Source organism: Streptomyces sp. NPDC060064, from assembly GCF_042736455.1.
In the GTDB taxonomy this organism is placed as follows: Bacteria; Actinomycetota; Actinomycetes; order Streptomycetales; family Streptomycetaceae; genus Streptomyces.
Map to the genome: position 1 here is coordinate 293,269 of NZ_JBHWWF010000001.1, position 16,103 is coordinate 309,371.

At 70.0% G+C, this 16,103-nt stretch carries 16 protein-coding genes and 1 tRNA gene; 14 read left to right on the top strand and 3 right to left on the bottom strand.

What is annotated here, in order from left to right; translation table 11 throughout:
- The first annotated feature begins 74 nt into the window (after positions 1-74).
- The 9 genes from galU (at position 75) to ACFWDI_RS01475 (ending at position 8,856) form a co-directional block, all read left to right on the top strand.
- Positions 75-977: a UTP--glucose-1-phosphate uridylyltransferase GalU gene (galU, locus tag ACFWDI_RS01435; RefSeq protein ID WP_327324196.1), complete on the top strand. Its 903-nt coding sequence runs from the start codon at positions 75-77 to the stop codon at positions 975-977.
- Between the two features lie 4 nt (positions 978-981).
- Positions 982-2,283, top strand: a complete 1,302-nt coding sequence (gene glp, locus ACFWDI_RS01440; RefSeq protein ID WP_385300643.1) for a gephyrin-like molybdotransferase Glp — start codon at positions 982-984, stop codon at positions 2,281-2,283.
- A gap of 70 nt (positions 2,284-2,353) precedes the next feature.
- Positions 2,354-2,833: a cyclic pyranopterin monophosphate synthase MoaC gene (moaC, locus tag ACFWDI_RS01445; protein WP_327324194.1), complete on the top strand. Its 480-nt coding sequence runs from the start codon at positions 2,354-2,356 to the stop codon at positions 2,831-2,833.
- Positions 2,830-3,504, top strand: a complete 675-nt coding sequence (locus ACFWDI_RS01450; RefSeq protein ID WP_385300645.1) for a molybdenum cofactor biosynthesis protein B — start codon at positions 2,830-2,832, stop codon at positions 3,502-3,504. The genes moaC and ACFWDI_RS01450 overlap by 4 nt, the downstream gene beginning before the upstream one ends.
- Before the next feature lie 17 nt (positions 3,505-3,521).
- The gene (locus ACFWDI_RS01455; protein WP_385300647.1) at positions 3,522-4,133 is read left to right on the top strand and encodes a GNAT family N-acetyltransferase; all 612 of its coding nucleotides are present in this window, start codon (positions 3,522-3,524) and stop codon (positions 4,131-4,133) included.
- 136 nt (positions 4,134-4,269) lie between these two features.
- A complete protein-coding gene (glpR, locus tag ACFWDI_RS01460) occupies positions 4,270-5,385 on the top strand; it encodes a gephyrin-like molybdotransferase receptor GlpR (protein WP_385300648.1) in 1,116 nt (371 codons plus the stop codon).
- 100 nt (positions 5,386-5,485) lie between these two features.
- Positions 5,486-5,559: transfer RNA gene (locus tag ACFWDI_RS01465), tRNA-Ala, on the top strand.
- A gap of 272 nt (positions 5,560-5,831) precedes the next feature.
- Positions 5,832-6,317, top strand: coding sequence for a hypothetical protein (locus ACFWDI_RS01470; RefSeq protein ID WP_385300650.1), 486 nt, complete (start codon positions 5,832-5,834; stop codon positions 6,315-6,317).
- A 193-nt stretch (positions 6,318-6,510) separates the two neighbouring features.
- Positions 6,511-8,856, top strand: a complete 2,346-nt coding sequence (locus ACFWDI_RS01475) for an MMPL family transporter (protein ID WP_385300651.1) — start codon at positions 6,511-6,513, stop codon at positions 8,854-8,856.
- A gap of 66 nt (positions 8,857-8,922) precedes the next feature.
- On the opposite strand, the gene ACFWDI_RS01480 is transcribed toward ACFWDI_RS01475, so the two are convergent.
- Positions 8,923-9,876 (bottom strand): trypsin-like serine peptidase, encoded by a 954-nt coding sequence (locus tag ACFWDI_RS01480; RefSeq protein ID WP_385300652.1) that lies wholly within the window; start codon positions 9,874-9,876, stop codon positions 8,923-8,925.
- 110 nt (positions 9,877-9,986) lie between these two features.
- Positions 9,987-10,472: a GNAT family N-acetyltransferase gene (locus ACFWDI_RS01485; protein ID WP_385300654.1), complete on the bottom strand. Its 486-nt coding sequence runs from the start codon at positions 10,470-10,472 to the stop codon at positions 9,987-9,989.
- Between the two features lie 61 nt (positions 10,473-10,533).
- On the opposite strand from ACFWDI_RS01485, the gene ACFWDI_RS01490 reads away from it, so the two are divergent.
- Positions 10,534-11,331, top strand: a complete 798-nt coding sequence (locus ACFWDI_RS01490) for an exodeoxyribonuclease III (protein WP_385300655.1) — start codon at positions 10,534-10,536, stop codon at positions 11,329-11,331.
- Between the two features lie 209 nt (positions 11,332-11,540).
- Positions 11,541-11,705, top strand: a complete 165-nt coding sequence (locus ACFWDI_RS01495; protein ID WP_385300656.1) for a hypothetical protein — start codon at positions 11,541-11,543, stop codon at positions 11,703-11,705.
- 139 nt (positions 11,706-11,844) lie between these two features.
- On the opposite strand, the gene ACFWDI_RS01500 is transcribed toward ACFWDI_RS01495, so the two are convergent.
- Positions 11,845-12,471: a MerR family transcriptional regulator gene (locus ACFWDI_RS01500; RefSeq protein WP_327328361.1), complete on the bottom strand. Its 627-nt coding sequence runs from the start codon at positions 12,469-12,471 to the stop codon at positions 11,845-11,847.
- A gap of 166 nt (positions 12,472-12,637) precedes the next feature.
- Between ACFWDI_RS01500 and ACFWDI_RS01505 the strand changes: the two genes are divergently transcribed.
- Genes ACFWDI_RS01505 through ACFWDI_RS01515 form a run of 3 tightly spaced genes read left to right on the top strand, consistent with a single transcriptional unit; the run spans position 12,638 to position 16,061 of the window.
- On the top strand, positions 12,638-14,218 hold the full coding sequence (locus ACFWDI_RS01505; RefSeq protein WP_385300657.1) for a flavin-containing monooxygenase: 1,581 nt from the start codon (positions 12,638-12,640) through the stop codon (positions 14,216-14,218).
- On the top strand, positions 14,215-15,183 hold the full coding sequence (locus ACFWDI_RS01510; RefSeq protein ID WP_385300658.1) for an alpha/beta fold hydrolase: 969 nt from the start codon (positions 14,215-14,217) through the stop codon (positions 15,181-15,183). Before ACFWDI_RS01505 ends, ACFWDI_RS01510 begins: the two co-directional genes overlap by 4 nt.
- Positions 15,180-16,061 carry an SDR family oxidoreductase gene (locus tag ACFWDI_RS01515; protein ID WP_385300659.1) on the top strand — a complete coding sequence of 294 codons (882 nt, stop codon included), beginning with the start codon at positions 15,180-15,182 and terminating at the stop codon, positions 16,059-16,061. The genes ACFWDI_RS01510 and ACFWDI_RS01515 overlap by 4 nt, the downstream gene beginning before the upstream one ends.
- Positions 16,062-16,103 lie beyond the last annotated feature (42 nt).

A 16,103-nucleotide genomic window follows, 5' to 3' on the forward strand; every position in this document is an offset into this window, starting at 1 on the left:
GTATGCGCCTCTATGAGCACGAAGTTAACCGGAGGCTCATCTTCAGCCCATACTTACCGGATAGTGTGCATCGCATGACTCAGTCGCACCCCAGGATCAGCAAGGCTGTTATCCCTGCCGCAGGCCTCGGAACCCGGTTCCTGCCTGCCACGAAAGCCACTCCCAAAGAGATGCTGCCTGTCGTCGACAAGCCTGCTATCCAGTACGTCGTCGAGGAGGCGGTCTCGGCCGGCCTCTCCGACGTACTCATGATCACAGGCCGCAACAAGCGCCCGCTCGAGGACCACTTCGACCGCAACTACGAGCTGGAGAGCGCGCTCACCCGCAAGGGCGACGCCGAACGTCTGGCGAAGGTGCAGGAGTCGAGCGACCTCGCCACCATGCACTATGTGCGCCAAGGCGACCCGCGCGGCCTCGGCCACGCCGTGCTGTGCGCCGCCCCGCACGTCGGTGACCAGCCCTTCGCGGTCCTTCTCGGCGACGACCTGATCGACCCGCGCGACCCGCTGCTCGCCCGCATGGTCGACATCCAGGAGCGGGAGGGCGGCAGTGTCATCGCGCTGATGGAGGTCGACCCCGCCCAGATCCATCAGTACGGCTGCGCGGCCGTCGAGGCCACCGGCGAGTCCGACGTGGTCAGGGTGACCAAGCTGGTGGAGAAGCCCGAGCCGTCCGAGGCGCCGAGCAACCTCGCCATCATCGGCCGCTATGTCCTGGACCCCGCGGTCTTCGAGATACTTCGGCAGACCGAGCCGGGCCGCGGAAACGAGATCCAGCTCACCGACGCCCTCGAGAAGCTCGCCGAGGACGAGAAGCTGGGCGGGCCGGTGCACGGCGTCGTCTTCAAGGGCCGCCGCTATGACACCGGCGATCGTGGCGACTATTTGCGGGCGATTGTCAGACTCGCGTGCGAACGTGAAGACCTGGGCCCGGAGTTCCGGACCTGGCTTCGCAGTTATGTGACCGAGGAGATGTAGCGCTGTGAGCAGCACGATCTGGTCGGTGGACGACCATCTGGAGGACATCCTCAGCGCGATCCGTCCGCTGGACCCGATCGAGCTGCAACTGCCCGACGCCCAGGGCTGCGTCCTCGTCGAGGACGTCACGGTGCCGGTCGCCCTGCCGCCCTTCGACAACAGCTCCATGGACGGGTACGCGGTCCGTACGGCCGACGTCTCGGGCGCCAGCGAGGAGTTCCCGGCGGTCCTCGCGGTCATCGGCGATGTGGCGGCCGGCGGCGGCGGTCTGCCCACGGTCGGCCCCGGCCAGGCCGTGCGCATCATGACCGGCGCCCCGCTGCCGCCCGGCGCGGAGGCGGTCGTCCCGGTCGAGTGGACCGACGGCGGTACGGGCGGCGGAGCGGCCACCACGATGCGCCCGGCCGGCGAGGCCCCCGAGGGTGCGAGCGGTGAAGTCCGCGTCCACCGCCCGGCTGAGGCAGGGGCCCATGTGCGCCGGCGCGGCAGCGACGTCCAGGCGGGCGATCTGGCGCTGGAGGAAGGCACGGTCCTCGGCCCGCCGCAGATCGGACTGCTCGCCGCGATCGGCCGCGGCACCGTGCGCGTACGGCCCCGTCCGCGTGTCGTCGTGCTCTCCACCGGCAGCGAACTGATCCAGCCCGGCGAGAAGTTGGGCGAGGGCCAGATCTACGACTCCAACAGCTTCGCGCTGTCCGCCGCCGCACGTGACGCCGGCGCCCTCTCCTACCGGGTGGGCGCGGTCACGGACGACGCGGAGACCCTGCGCGCCACCATCGAGGACCAGCTGATCCGCGCCGATCTGCTGGTCACGACGGGCGGCGTCAGCGTCGGCGCGTACGACGTGGTCAAGGAGGCCCTCTCGTCCGTGGGCGACGAGGACGTGCCGGGCAGCGGGATCGACTTCCGCAAGCTCGCCATGCAGCCCGGCAAGCCGCAGGGCTTCGGCTCGATCGGCCCTGAGCACACCCCGTTGCTGGCGCTGCCGGGCAATCCGGTCTCGTCGTACGTCTCCTTCGAACTGTTCGTACGTCCCGCGATCCGTGCCCTGATGGGCCTGAAGGACGTCCATCGGCCGAAGGCCCGTGCCGTGCTCAAGGCCGACAAGGCCCTGTCGTCACCCTCCGGCAGGCGGCAGTTCCTGCGGGGTACGTACGACCCCGAATCGGGCACCGTCTCCCCGGTCGGCGGATCCGGCTCCCATCTGATCGCGGCGCTCGCCCATGCCGACTGCCTGATCGTCGTCCCGGAGGCCGACACCTCGGTCGAGCCCGACGCGGAGGTGGAAGTGGTCCTCATCGGGTGACCTGCGTGCGGTGGCGGTACCGTGTCTGCCCACACAGGCCCTGAGGGCCCGGACCGGGAGCGCCGCACCAATGAGCACGCACGACAGGCTGACGCACATCGACGAGGCGGGGGCGGCCCGCATGGTCGACGTCTCCGGAAAGGACGTCACCTCACGTACCGCCCGCGCCAGCGGCCGGGTCCTGGTGTCACCGCGGGTCGTGGAACTGCTGCGCGGTGAGGGCGTCCCCAAGGGCGACGCACTCGCCACGGCCCGTATCGCGGGCATCATGGGCGCCAAGCGCACGCCCGATCTGATCCCGCTCTGCCACCCCCTCGCGGTCTCCGGCGTGAAACTCGATCTGAAGGTCGCGGACGACGCCGTGGAGATCATCGCGACGGTGAAGACGACGGATCGCACGGGCGTCGAGATGGAGGCCCTGACGGCGGTCTCGGTCGCCGCGCTCACCGTCGTCGACATGATCAAGGCCGTGGACAAGGCGGCGGTCATCAGCGACATCCGGGTCGAGGAGAAGACGGGCGGCAAGTCCGGCGACTGGATCCGCTCATGAGCCCCGCACCGCGGGCCGGAGAGGTGTACGGCCACAGCCACGGGCCCGGCTCCGAAGCCGCCGACCTCACAGCCGCCGACCTCGACGCGGCCGGCACCCGGGCGACCGCCCCCGAGGCGACCGACGGCGAGGCGACCGAGCCGGTCGCGCCGTACCGGGCCCTTGTTGTGACGGCGTCGAACCGTGCCTCCGCCGGGGTCTACGCCGACAAGGGCGGCCCGATCCTCGCCGAGGGCCTGTCCGCGCTCGGCTTCCAGGTCGAAGGCCCGCGCGTCGTGCCGGACGGCGACCCCGTCGAGCAGGCCCTGCGGGACGGCGTCGCCGCCGCGTACGACGTCATCCTCACCACCGGCGGCACCGGCATCTCGCCCACCGACCGGACGCCCGACGTCACCGCCCGCGTCCTCGACCACGAGATCCCCGGCATCCCCGAGGCGATCCGCGCGTACGGGCGCGAGAAGGTACCCACCGCGGCCCTGTCCCGCGGCCTCGCCGGTGTCGCCGGCCGGACCCTGATCGTCAACCTCCCCGGCTCCACGGGCGGAGTACGCGACGGACTCGCCGTACTGGAGAAGCTCCTGATCCACGCCGTCGAACAGATCCGCGGTGGAGACCACCCCAGACCCATCCCCCGGACTCCGTCCGGGGGGACCCCCGGGAGCCCAAGCTGAACACCCCGTTCTGGCCGGTGATCCTGGCGGACGGCGATATCGCCCTTCGTCCGATAAAGCTGCGCGACCAGCGGGCCTGGCGCGAGGTCAACCGGCGCAACCGCGACTGGCTGCGGCCCTGGGAGGCGACGATTCCGCCGCCGGCCCCCGGCAGCCCGGTCGCCCAGCGCCCCACCTACCGCCAGATGGTCCGCCATCTGCGCGCCGAGGCCAACGCCGGGCGGATGCTGCCCTTCGTCATCGAGTACCGGGGACAGCTCGTCGGTCAGCTGACGGTCGCCGGGATCACCTGGGGCTCGATGTGTTCGGGGCATGTCGGCTACTGGGTCGACCGGGCGGTGGCGGGCCGCGGCGTCATGCCGACGGCCGTCGCCCTCGCCGTCGACCACTGCTTCCGTACGGTCGGACTGCACCGCATCGAAGTCTGCATTCGCCCGGAGAACGGCCCCAGCCGCCGGGTTGTGGAGAAACTCGGATTCCGCGAAGAGGGACTGCGGCCCCGCTATCTCCACATCGACGGTGCGTGGAGGGACCATCTGGTCTTCGCGCTCACGGCCGAAGAGGTACCGGAGGGACTGCTCCGCCGCTGGCACCAGGCACGACCCGGAACGCCACGGGAAATAAAATAAATGTTCGAAATTGATCGCCGTCAGCCATGAACTGATCTGAACAATCACAAAAAAAGTCCGTGATATCAGCCAGATCGTGCGACACACCGGGCCAATTGGCGGATGCCCTCATGCGAACCCCTCTACGGTGTGAAGTGTGAGCAGCAGTGGCCTCATCTACGCAGTCATCGTCGGGGCCTGGGCCGCCTACTTGGTGCCGATGTGGCTCCGCAGGCAGGACGAGCTCAATGAAGCCCGTCCGACGGAACGCTTCTCCACCGCCATCCGGCTGCTGTCCGGACGCGGGGCGATGGAGCGCCGGTACGCCAAGGAGCTGCGAGAGCGCGCGGCCGAGGAGGCCGGGGCCGACGTGGACCCGGACGCGGCCACGGACCGTTTGAGTTCCGTGGACGTCCGGGCTTTCGCCGCGCCCCCGGCCCGTACCGAAGCCCGGCTCGACGTCCCGGCCCGCCCGGTGCCCGCGCAGGCGGAACCGCCCCAGGCCCCGGCGCAGTACCGGCCGTCGGCCCGGCCCGGCGCCCGGCGTCCGCGTCCGAACGGCGCCGCCGCCGAGCGCGCCCGCCGTACCAAGGTCCTGGCCCGCCGCAGACGCACCATCGTGGTCCTCTTCTTCGCCTTCACCCTCGGCGCGATCGTGGCCGCGGTCGGCGGGCTCGGACTCCTGTGGGCCCCGGCCCTCCCCGCGGTGCTCCTCAGCGTGTACATCGTGCATCTGCGCGGTAAGGAGCGGCGGCGCTTCGCGTTCACCATGGACCGGCGCCGGGCGGAGGCCGCGGCGCAGCGGCTGCGCGAGAACCATCCGCGCCGGCACCAGGCCGCGGCGGGGTCCACCGTCGAGCCGGACGAGGAGCAGGAGACGCGCCCCGAGCCCGAGCCCGCCGTCACGCTCTCCCCGCAGGAGGCAGGACGCCGCGCGCTGGTCGAGCAGACGGACCACGCGGAGTGGGTCGACCAGCAGCGCGAACGCGGCCCGGCGCGCGGCGACAGCTGGGACCCGGTCCCGGTCCCGCTGCCGACGTACGTCACCGCTCCGGTCGCCCCGCGCGCAACGAGCGGTGTGGACTTCAGCGACCCGGAGACCTGGAGCTCGGCGCGCTCCTCGACCGCGGAGCCGACCCAGGAAGCGGAGCCGCCGGCCGATGCGCCTCCGCGCCAGCGGACGTCCTCGCCCCGCCGCACCCGCGACCGCGGCCGTACGCCGCTCTTCGACCAGTACGCGGAAGAAGACCGGCCGCGCGCCGCCAACGAGTGAGAGCGGACGCGTCCCGGCTCCGCCGGGCTGCTTCCGTGACCAGCGAGGGAACGGATTTCCAAGCACCCCAATGGGGGTGCTAAGGTTTCACTCGTTGCAAGGGCCTGTGGCGCAGTCTGGTAGCGCACCTCGTTCGCATCGAGGGGGTCTGGGGTTCAAATCCCCACAGGTCCACAACAACGCTGTTCACGAGATCCCGGTCAGACGGTCACCGTCCGACCGGGATCTCGTCGTTCGCGCCTCTGCTTGTCGAAAGTCACCGGATTCGCGCGGTGTTCGACGCAAGAGACCGAGGAAAGAGCCACACCACGTTGGACGATGTCCTGGCCCGCTGTCGCGGCACGCGCAACCCGATCGAGCGGATCCTGAATCATGCCGCCCATGAGCGCCGAATGAGCCGGGCCGCAGGAACACGAAGGCTGACAGGGGCTCTGTCAGCCGGTCTGATGCTCGCAGTGCTGACGGCGTGTTCGCCCTCGGACGACGCCGCCGTGCGTTACGCCGAGGACTACGCCAACCATGAGCCACTGAGGGTGGTCGGCTACCCGTCCACCGGTTCACTGGAAGTGACGCAAGAGATCGTCTGGCGGATCGCTGACGAGCGGGCCGAAGGGCTGCAGTCGCTCGCGAGCAGCGACGGCACCGAGGACGAGACCAAGAAGACGGCCGCCAACTGGATCAAGGAGTTCGGCAAGGGCGCCCGGGGGAAGGTCACGGCGGACTTCTACGACGAGGGTTCCGACCGCCAAATGGTGGTGCTGTACTTCCACGACACCGGACAGATCAAGGACATTGACGTCCGGCTCGACGGCAACGGCGGCCAGGACGGTTGGCGCGCCCTGATGCGCGAGCCCGATCCGAAGCAGGTGGCGGCCGTACCCGGTTGGGTGCCCAGAAGTCCCGGCGCACTCGGCTCCACGCATCCGAAGTGAGCTGAGCATCCGAAGTGAGCTGACTCCGACCAACGCTCAAGGAGCGCCTTCCACACGGAAGTGCGCATGCCGTGCGGTCGGATCGGGCTTTTAATGCTGAATGTTCGCTGTGTCTTTCTCTGGACCGGTGTCGGAGAGAGCACCTCCAGACCTCGGCAGCCATCCGTGCGCCGGTTCTCGTCGGGAGAAAGGCATGTCGTTGGCTCAGCCTCCGCACGACTCCCCGGCCGCGTCCTCCACCTCCGCCTCTGCCCCCGCACCCGCGGCCCGCAAAGGCCTGCTGCGGCGGCTCGGTGAATGGTGCGCCCGCCGCTGTGCGGTCGTCGTCCTGGCCTGGCTCGTCGCACTCGCGGGCCTTCAGGTTCTGCAGCACGCGTACGGCGGCGACTACTCCGACAACTTCTCGCTGCCCGGCGTCCAGTCGACGGAGGGGCGGGAGGTGCTCAAGGAACACGATCCCGCTGCCGGCGGTTACGCGGCCCAGATCGTCCTGAGCGACACGGCCAAGCCGCTCACCGGCTTCGCCTCGCAGATGTCCACGGTGATCGGCAACCTCCAGAAGCTGCCGCATGTGCTGTCCGCGCAGAACCCGTTGCCTCCGCCGGGCTCGACGCGGCCCCCGCAGCAGCCGTCCGGACAGAACATCGGCCCCCTCTCCACGGACGGCGCAACCGCGTACATCACCGTCCGCTTCGATGTGCAGCCGTCCACTCTGGAGAAGTCGTATCTCGACGGTGTGGACACGGCCGTCCAGCCGCTGCGCTCCGCCGGGGTGGATGTGGAGTACGGCGGCCTGCTGGGTGAGCTGGCCAGGCCCGCGGCCAACGACCGGATCAGTGAGCTGATCGGCTTCGGCGTGGCGATCCTCGTACTGCTCATCGGTTTCGGCAGTGTGCTCGCCGCCGGTGTGCCCCTGCTGACGGCGCTGATCAGTGTGATCTGCGGGCTCGCCTGCCTCGGGCTGCTCGCCGCCGCGTTCACCTTCGCCACCGTCTCACCCACGCTCGCCACCATGATCGGTCTCGGCGTGGGCATCGACTACGCGCTGTTCCTGATCACCAGGCACCGGCAGAACCTCATGAACGGCGCCGATCCGGTGGTCGCCGCGGGCAGGGCGGTGGCCACCAGCGGCCGGGCGGTGCTCGTCTCCGGATGTACGGTCATCATCGCTCTGATGGGACTGTCGGTCTCCGGGGTCAGCTTCATCTCCAAACTCGGGGTGGCGGCCGCCGTCACCGTGATCACGGCGGTCGCCGGCGCGCTCACCCTGGTGCCCGCGCTGCTGGGGCTGATCGGCCGGCGGATCGACACGTACCGGGTGCGCAAGCCGGTCGCGGAGACGGACGCCGTGCCGGGCGCCGTGCCGGGCGCCGGGGAGCACGGCAGCTGGCGCCGGTACGCGCAGCGCGTCGAGCGCCGGCCGTGGTGGTTCCTGACCGGCGGGGTGGCCGTCATTGCCGTGCTCGCCATCCCGCTGTTCTCCATCCAGCTCGGCCACATCGGGGACGGCGCCGACCCGAAGTCCTTTACGGACCGGCGGGCGTTCGACCTGATGTCCGACGCCTTCGGCCCCGGGTCCAACGGGCCGATGACCCTTGTCATCGACCAGACCTCGGTGCCGGCCGCCGACCGCGCGGCGCTCGCGACACAGGCTCAGAAGGCGCTCGCCCATGTGCCCGGGGCCGCCGCGATCAGCCCGCTGAAGCCAACTCAGGACGGAGACGTACTGGTCGGCACCGCCTATTCGCAGCAGGCGCCGCAGGACGAGGTCACCACCGAGCTGGTCAACCGGCTGGACGACGACGTCCTGCCCGAGGCCGTCAACGGCACCTCCGCACAGGGCTATGTCACCGGGACGACCGCGGCCCAGGTCGACTTCCTGGACATCGTCTCCAGCAGACTGCCCCTGATCATCGCCGTGGTGGTCGCCCTCGCCTTCCTCATCATCCTGATCGTCTTCCGCGGGCTGCTGGTCGCGGTCAAGGCGGCCGTGCTCAACGTCCTGTCCATCGCCGCCTCGTACGGAGTAGTGGTGGCCGTCTTCCAGTGGGGCTGGGGCGGCCCGGCGCTGGGGGTGTCGGGCAAGGTGCCCATCGAGAGCTATGTGCCGATGATGATGTTCGCGATCGTCTTCGGGCTGAGCATGGACTACGAGATCTTCCTGCTCTCCCGCGTGCACGAGGCCTGGCTGCGTACCGGCGACCCGAAGGCGAGCGTCGCGCACGCGCTGGAAATCACCGCACGCGTCATCACCTGCGCCGCGCTCATCATGGTGAGCGTCTTCGCCGCCTTCGTGGTCAGCGACAACATCGTGGTCAAGATGCTGGGACTGGGCCTGGCCGTGAGCGTGCTCATCGACGCGACCGTGGTGCGGCTGCTGCTGGTGCCGGCGGTGATGACGCTGATGGGGCGGGCGGCCTGGTGGACGCCGCGGTGGCTGGACCGGATCCTGCCGCATGTGGACACCGAGGGCGAGGACGAGGACGAGATGGCGGGCGCGTCCGGTGACGGCGTGCCTGCGGGCAGCGGGCGGCGCTGACCCGGCCCGAACGCGCCGGGCGGGACCGGCGGGGGGCTGAGCGGCCCCCGCCGGCTCCCGAAGGGATCAGGAGGTCTGGGCCTTGTCGTAGACGGCCTTGGCCTCATTGCCGAAGTACGGGCCGAACATCCGGTTCGGCAGGAAGGTGTAGCCGAAGCTGTTCACCGATGCCTGCAGCCCGGTGCCGGTGGCCTCGCTGAACGAGGTGAACCAGGGGCCGCCGCTGGAGCCGCCCGTCATATTGCAGCCCAGGCTGTGGTCCTTTGAGAACAGGAAGTCCTTCGAGCTGTTGCCGCTGCAGTAGATCAGCTTTGTGCCGTCGTACGGGGCGGCCGCGGGGAAGCCGAAGGCGTACATGGGCTTGTTGTAGCCGCCGTTGAAGCTCAGGCCCTGCGCACCGACCGTATCGGCGAGCTTGTTGCCGTTCAGCGGGGCGACGACGGCCAGGCCGACGTCGTAGTTGATGTCCTCGCTCGCCACCCACTGGTCCGTCGAGAACGTCTTGGTGGCGGACCACTGACCGTACGGCGCCTGGCCGTTGTTGTACGCGGGCACGAAGACCCAGTTGGTGTGCCAGCTGCCCTGGTACTTCACGCAGTGGCCCGCGGTGATCACTGTGCTGCCGTTCTGGCTGGTGACCGAGTCGCCGGAGCAGGATGCCGTACGGCCCTGGAAGGTGAAGAACACCCGGCCGGACGTCTTGACCACGGCGCCGCCGCCCGTCCACGCGCCGCCGGCCTGCGGGAAGGCGGTGGGGGACACGGCGGTCGGCGGGACGACCGTCTCCTTGCTACCGGACCGCGGGGCTCTGACCGAGCCGGGAACGGCCTGGATCAGATCGAGCGGAGTGGCGTTGCGCATCCGCTCCGCGGTCCAGAAGCCCTGTGTCTGCTGCTGGTTGAAGACAGCGGGTGCGGGGGACGGAGCGGGGGCTGCGCCTGCTGTGGTGGCGGACAGCGCTCCGGTGAGCAGGGTGCCGACGGTCAACAGGATCCCGGCGGCGGTGCGATGGCGTCTCACGCATGTCTCCTTCTGCCGTGCCCGCGCATGGAGTCGCGCGGGCAGGGTGGGGGATGAGGCGGTGCGGATCGGCTTGCGTGAGGCAGAGTGCCACGGGAATCGTGTTTATGTCAGGGGCGCGACAAAGGCTTGGCGAAGCAGCGGCTCTCGTCGTAATGGCGGTAGTGGCCGAATTTGGCGCACGGCAGATAGCCGGACGAGGTGTAAAGGGCGATCGCCTCGGGCTGCTTGGTGCCGGTCTCCAGAACCATCCGGGTACGGCCGGCGGCGCGGGCGTCGTCCTCCAGCGCGGCGAGGATCCGGCGGGCGAAGCCCAGGCCACGCGCCTCGCGGATCACGTACATGCGCTTGAGCTCCGCGTCTCCGTCGCTGTAGCCCTCGCCGCCTGCTTCCTGCGAGCGCCAGCCGCCGCTGGCGACGGGACGGTCGTGATCGTCGTACGCGAGAAGATAGAGGCCGCGCGGCGGCAGGAACATCGTGGCGTCGAGCGGTGTGACATCGCCCTCGCTCTGGTATCTCTCGGCGTATTCGAGCTGCACCTGGTCATTGAGTTTGACGGCATCGGGGTGGTCGAAGGGCACTTGGCGGAAAATCATGCGGACGATCGTACATGTATGCGATGCGGGCTGTCGGTGTGGTGCTCGGTAGGGTGCCGGGATGCTCACCGTGACAACCGTGAATGTGAATGGTCTCCGCGCCGCGGCCAAAAAGGGCTTTGTGGAGTGGCTGGCCGGTACCGCAGCCGACGCCATCTGCCTCCAGGAGGTACGGGCCGAGGCGCACCAGCTCCCCGACGAGGTCCGCGAGCCGGAGGGCTGGCACACGGTGCACGCTCCGGCCGCCGCGAAGGGCCGCGCGGGCGTGTCGCTCTACACGCGGCGTGAGCCGGACCAGGTGCGGATCGGGTTCGGGTCGAGCGAGTTCGACGCGAGCGGTCGGTATGTCGAGGCGGATCTGCCCGGCGTCACGGTCGCCAGCCTCTATCTGCCGTCGGGCGAGGTGGGGACGGAGCGGCAGGACGAGAAAACTCGGTTCATGGCGGAGTTCCTGCCGTACCTCGCCGAGCTGAAGGCGCGGGCGGCGGCTGACGGACGCGAGGTCGTGGTCTGCGGCGACTGGAACATCGCGCACCAGGAGGCCGACCTCAAGAACTGGAAGGGCAACAAGAAGAACTCCGGCTTCCTGCCCGAGGAACGGGAGTGGATGACCCGGGTCTTCGACGAGGCGGAGTACGTCGACGTGGTGCGCGCGCTGCATCCGGACGAGGAGGGTCCGTACTCCTGGTGGTCGTACCGGGGACGGGCTTTCGACAACGACGCGGGCTGGCGGATCGACCTGATCGTCAGTTCACCTCGCTTGGCCGAGCGCTGCGTGAAGGCGTACGTGGAGCGGGCGGCGAGCCACGCGGAGCGGTGGAGTGACCACGCGCCCGTCACCGCCGTGTTCGACCTGTAGGGAGCGGCAGCGGAAAGCCCCGCCCGGCTGTGTTGCTCGCCGTCGCCGGACGGGGCCGCTTGGTGGGGCGTTACGCGCGCCGTACGTCGCTGGACGGGACCAGCCACTCTCGGCCCCCACCCTCGGGCCGCAGGAACGCCGTGGGGCGCTTGCGGCGAGTTCCGGGGGATTCGGCGGGATCTTCGTAGTCCGGGATCACGTCACGCAGGATGCCGACCCGTCCAGCGTGGTCCCTGACCGGCTTGCGGATCGACTACCAGGTGGCGACGCCGCGTCTGGCGAAGCGCGCGGTGAAGGCGTGGGTCGAGCGGGCGGCGACGCACGGGGAGCGGTGGAGCGACCATGCGCCGGTGACGGCGGTCTACGAGCTCTAGCGGTGCGCGAGCGGTAGCGGTCTACGGGCTGTGGCGGTGCACGCGCTCGGGCGGTGCGCGAGCGGGGGCGGCCTACGGGCTGTCGCCGTACCGGCAGTCGTCCGCGGCGCCGGTCCGGCGGGGCCGTGCCCTGCGGCCGCTACCGGTCGGGTGTCTTGCGCAGAAGGCGGTCCATCGCCATCGAGAGCTCCGCGTCCACGACGCTCTTCGCCAGCGGACGCAGCCGGTCCGCACCGCCCTCCGTGGTGTGGGCGCTCAGCATCCCGACGAAGAGTTCGGCAAGAGCGTCCGCGTGGGTGCGGACCCGGCGGCCCGCGTCCAGGACCACGGCGAGCGGTACGCCTTCCCGTACGAGTGCCGCCGAGACGTCCAGCAGGCGGCGGCTGATGTGGACGATCTCGTCGCCGTCCGTCGCCAGATAGCCGAGGTCCAGCGCGGCGGCCAGGTTCTCGGGAGTGACCTCGCCCTCGAAGTAGTCGGCGAGCTCTTCCGGGCTGAGCCTGACCGGCGTCTCCTCGGTGGGTTCGCCGAGGCCGAGCACCTCGCCGACGTCGCGTCCGCTCTCGAAGGCGGTGGCGAGATCCGCGATGCCGTTGAGCGTGTGGCCGCGTTCCAGCAGCGCGGCGATCGTACGGAGCCGGGCCAGATGATGCTCGTCGTACCAGGCGATACGGCCCTCGCGGCGGGGTGGCGGAATCAGTCCGCGCTCGCGGTAGAAGCGCACCGTGCGCACCGTGATGCCTGCCTCCTTGGCCAGCTCCTGCATGCGGTACTCGCGCCCTGCTCGTCCTTCTGCCACGTCGGTCAGCCTATGTTGTACCGGCAGTAACTCGCCCGGCCCGACCCCTACCGCTGGGTATGTTGCTGCTCTACTCTCCCAACTGTGCCAGTGATCGCTGGCATGGTTGTGACGTTCAGCGGGAGGCGGCGGCATGGGCCAGCACGAGCACGTACGAGTGGCGGTGATCGGATCCGGGTTCGGCGGCCTGGGGGCCGCGGTCCGGCTGCGCCGCGAAGGGATCACCGACTTCGTCGTCCTGGAGCGGGCGGACTCGGTCGGCGGGACCTGGCGGGACAACAGCTATCCCGGATGCGCCTGCGACGTGCCCTCGCATCTCTACTCGTTCTCCTTCGCGCCCAACCCCGACTGGCCGCGCACCTTCTCCGGGCAGCAGCACATCCGCGCCTATCTGGAGCATGTCGCGGACACCTTCCGGCTCCGCTCCCACATCCGCCTCAACCATGAAGTGCTGATGATGCACTGGGACAAGGACGAGCTGCGCTGGGAGATCGAGACCTCGAAGGGGATGCTGACCGCCGATGTCGTGGTCTCCGCGACCGGGCCGCTGTCGGACCCGAAGATTCCGGAGATTCCGGGGCTCGCCGACTTCCCTGGCAAGGTCTTCCACTCCTCCCGCTGGGACCACGACTACGACCTGCGCGGCAAGCGCGTCGCGATGATCGGGACCGGTGCGTCGGCGATCCAGATCGTGCCGTCGATCCAGCCGGAGGCCGCACAGCTGACGCTGTTTCAGCGGACGCCGCCATGGGTGCTGCCGCGCATGGACCGCGCGATCACCGGTGCCGAGCGATGGTTGCACCGCCGGCTGCCGTTCACCGGCGCCGCGCGCCGCGGGCTGCTCTGGGGGATCAGGGAGTTGCAGGTCAGCGCGTTCACCAAGCGGCCGAACGAACTCGGTCTCATCGAGTCGATCGCCAAGCGCAACATGGGCCGCTCGATCAAGGACCCGGTGCTGCGCGGCAAGCTCACGCCCTCGTACCGCATCGGCTGCAAGCGGATCCTGCTGTCGAGCGAGTACTACCCGGCCCTCGCGCAGCCGAATGTGGACGTGGTGGCCTCCGGGCTGGCGGAAGTGCGCGGGTCGACGCTGGTAGCGGCGGACGGCACCGAGACCGAGGCCGACGCGATCATCTTCGGTACGGGCTTCCGTGTGACGGACATGCCGATCGCCGAGCGTGTGGTGGGCGCCGACGGGATCACGCTCGCCGAGGCGTGGAAGGACGGGATGGAGTCACTGCGCGGCGCCACCGCGGCGGGCTTCCCCAACTGGATGACGATCATCGGCCCGAACACCGGGCTCGGGAACTCCTCCATGATCCTGATGATCGAGTCGCAGCTGAACTATCTGGCCGACTACATGCGGCAGTTGAACGTTCTGGGCGGACGCGCGGCGCTCGCGGCCCGGCCGTCCGCCGTGCACACCTGGAACCGGCGGGTGCAGGAGCGGATGGAGCGGACGGTGTGGAAGTCCGGCGGCTGCAACAGCTGGTATCTGGACGCCAACGGCCGTAACACCACGCTCTGGCCGGGGACGACCGGAGAGTTCCGGCGGGCGACGCGTGAGGTGGACCTCGCGGAGTACGAGGTCGTCCGGGTGTCCGCGAAAGGCGCCGAGCCGGCTGTGGGCGCCGAGCCGGCAGTGGACGCCGAGTCGGCCGTCGAGGCCGTCGAGGCCGTGGAGCCCGCGCAGTCCCCGGAGGCCGTGCGATGAGCCGGCTGCTGCGGCGTACGGGCGCTCCTCCCGTCGCCGATCGCGAACTGACCGCCGTCTCCGCCGACGGGTCGCGGCTCCATGTCGAGGTGCACGGTCCCGAGGGCGCGCCCACCGTGGTGCTCGCCCACGGCTGGACCTGCTCGACGCACTTCTGGGCCGCGCAGATACGGGACTTGGCGGCCGATCACCGGGTGGTCGTCTACGACCAGCGCGGTCACGGCCGTACGCCGACTGCCGCGGTCGGTACGGATCTGCTCGCCGACGACCTCGAAGCGGTACTCGGAGCGGCACTGGCTCCGGGGGAGAAGGCTGTGCTCGCCGGGCACTCCATGGGCGGGATGACGCTGATGGCCGCGTCGGGCCGGGCCGCCTTCACGGAGCACGCGGCCGCTGTCCTGCTGTGCAGCACGGGCAGCGCGAGGCTGGTCGAGGACTCGCTGGTGCTGCCGCTGCGCGCGGGCCGGACCCGGACCCGGCTCACCCGGATGATCCTCGGGGCGCGCGCCCCGCTCGGCCCGGTGACACCGCTCTCGAAGCGCATTCTCAAGTACGGGACGATGGGCCCCGGTTCGGCGCCGGAGCGGGTGGCGGAGTGCGCCCGTATCGTGCACGCCTGTCCGCGGGCGGCCCGGGTGGCCTGGGCGCATGTGCTCGCCGAGCTCGATCTCGACGTGGGCGTACGGGAGTTGAGGGTGCCGACGGTGGTGGTGTCCGGCACGGCCGACCGGCTCACGCCGATCGTGCACGCGCGGCGGCTGGCCGCCGCGCTGCCCGAGTGCGTGGAACTCGTGGAGCTCGCCGGGATGGGACATATGACACCGGTGGAGGCGCCGGAGGTGGTCACCGCGAAGATCCGTGAGCTGGCCGGTACATACGTGAATGTGAACGCCAAGGGGGACGGGAACGTGACCGTGAACGCGAAGGCGACCGTGAAGCAGAATGCCAAGGAGGAGGCCGCATGAGCAGGACCAGCCTGGAGGGACAGGTCGCGGTCGTCACGGGCGCGGCGCGGGGTGTGGGTGAGCTGCTGGCCCGCAAGCTCTCCGCGCGCGGCGCGAAGGTGGCGCTGGTGGGGCTGGAGCCCGACGTGCTGAAGGAGGTCTCGGAGCGGCTGCACACCGAGAGCGACCACTGGTACGCGGACGTCACCGACCACGAGGCGATGGCCCGGGTCGCGGAGGAGGTCAAGGCGCGTTTCGGCAAGGTCGACATCGTCGTCGCGAACGCGGGTGTCGCCTCCGGCGGCCCGTTCGTCGACTCGGACCCGGCCGCGTGGCGGCGGGTGATCGAGGTCAATCTGATCGGGAGCGCGGTCACGGGCCGGGCGTTCCTGCCGGTGCTGGTGGAGAGCCGCGGCTACTTCCTGCAGATCGCGTCGCTGGCGGCGATCACGCCGGCGCCGATGATGACGGCGTACTGCGCGTCGAAGTCGGGCGTCGAGGCGTTCGCGCACAGCCTGCGCGCGGAGGTCGGGTACAAGGGTGTGCGGGTCGGGGTCGGCTATCTGTCCTGGACGGACACGGACATGGTGCGCGGCGCGGACCAGGACGAGGTGATGCGGGAGCTGCGGCAGCGGCTGCCGTGGCCCTCGAACAAGACGTATCCGCTCGGCCCGGCGGTGGACCGGATCGTGGCCGGGATCGAACGACGGTCCTCGCATGTGTACGCGCAGTGGTGGCTGCGGGGAATGCAGTCGGTGCGGGGTTATCTGCCGTCGCTGATCGGGGCGGTGGGGCAGCGGGAGATGCGGCGCTTCGAGCCTCGGCTGGGGGGCGTCGGGAAGGGGCTCGTGGGGGCGGGCGGGGCGGCGGACGAGGAGGCACGTACACAGCGTTATTGATCGAAATGCGAGGTATGTTCTTGCGTGCCACGCTGGTCGAGG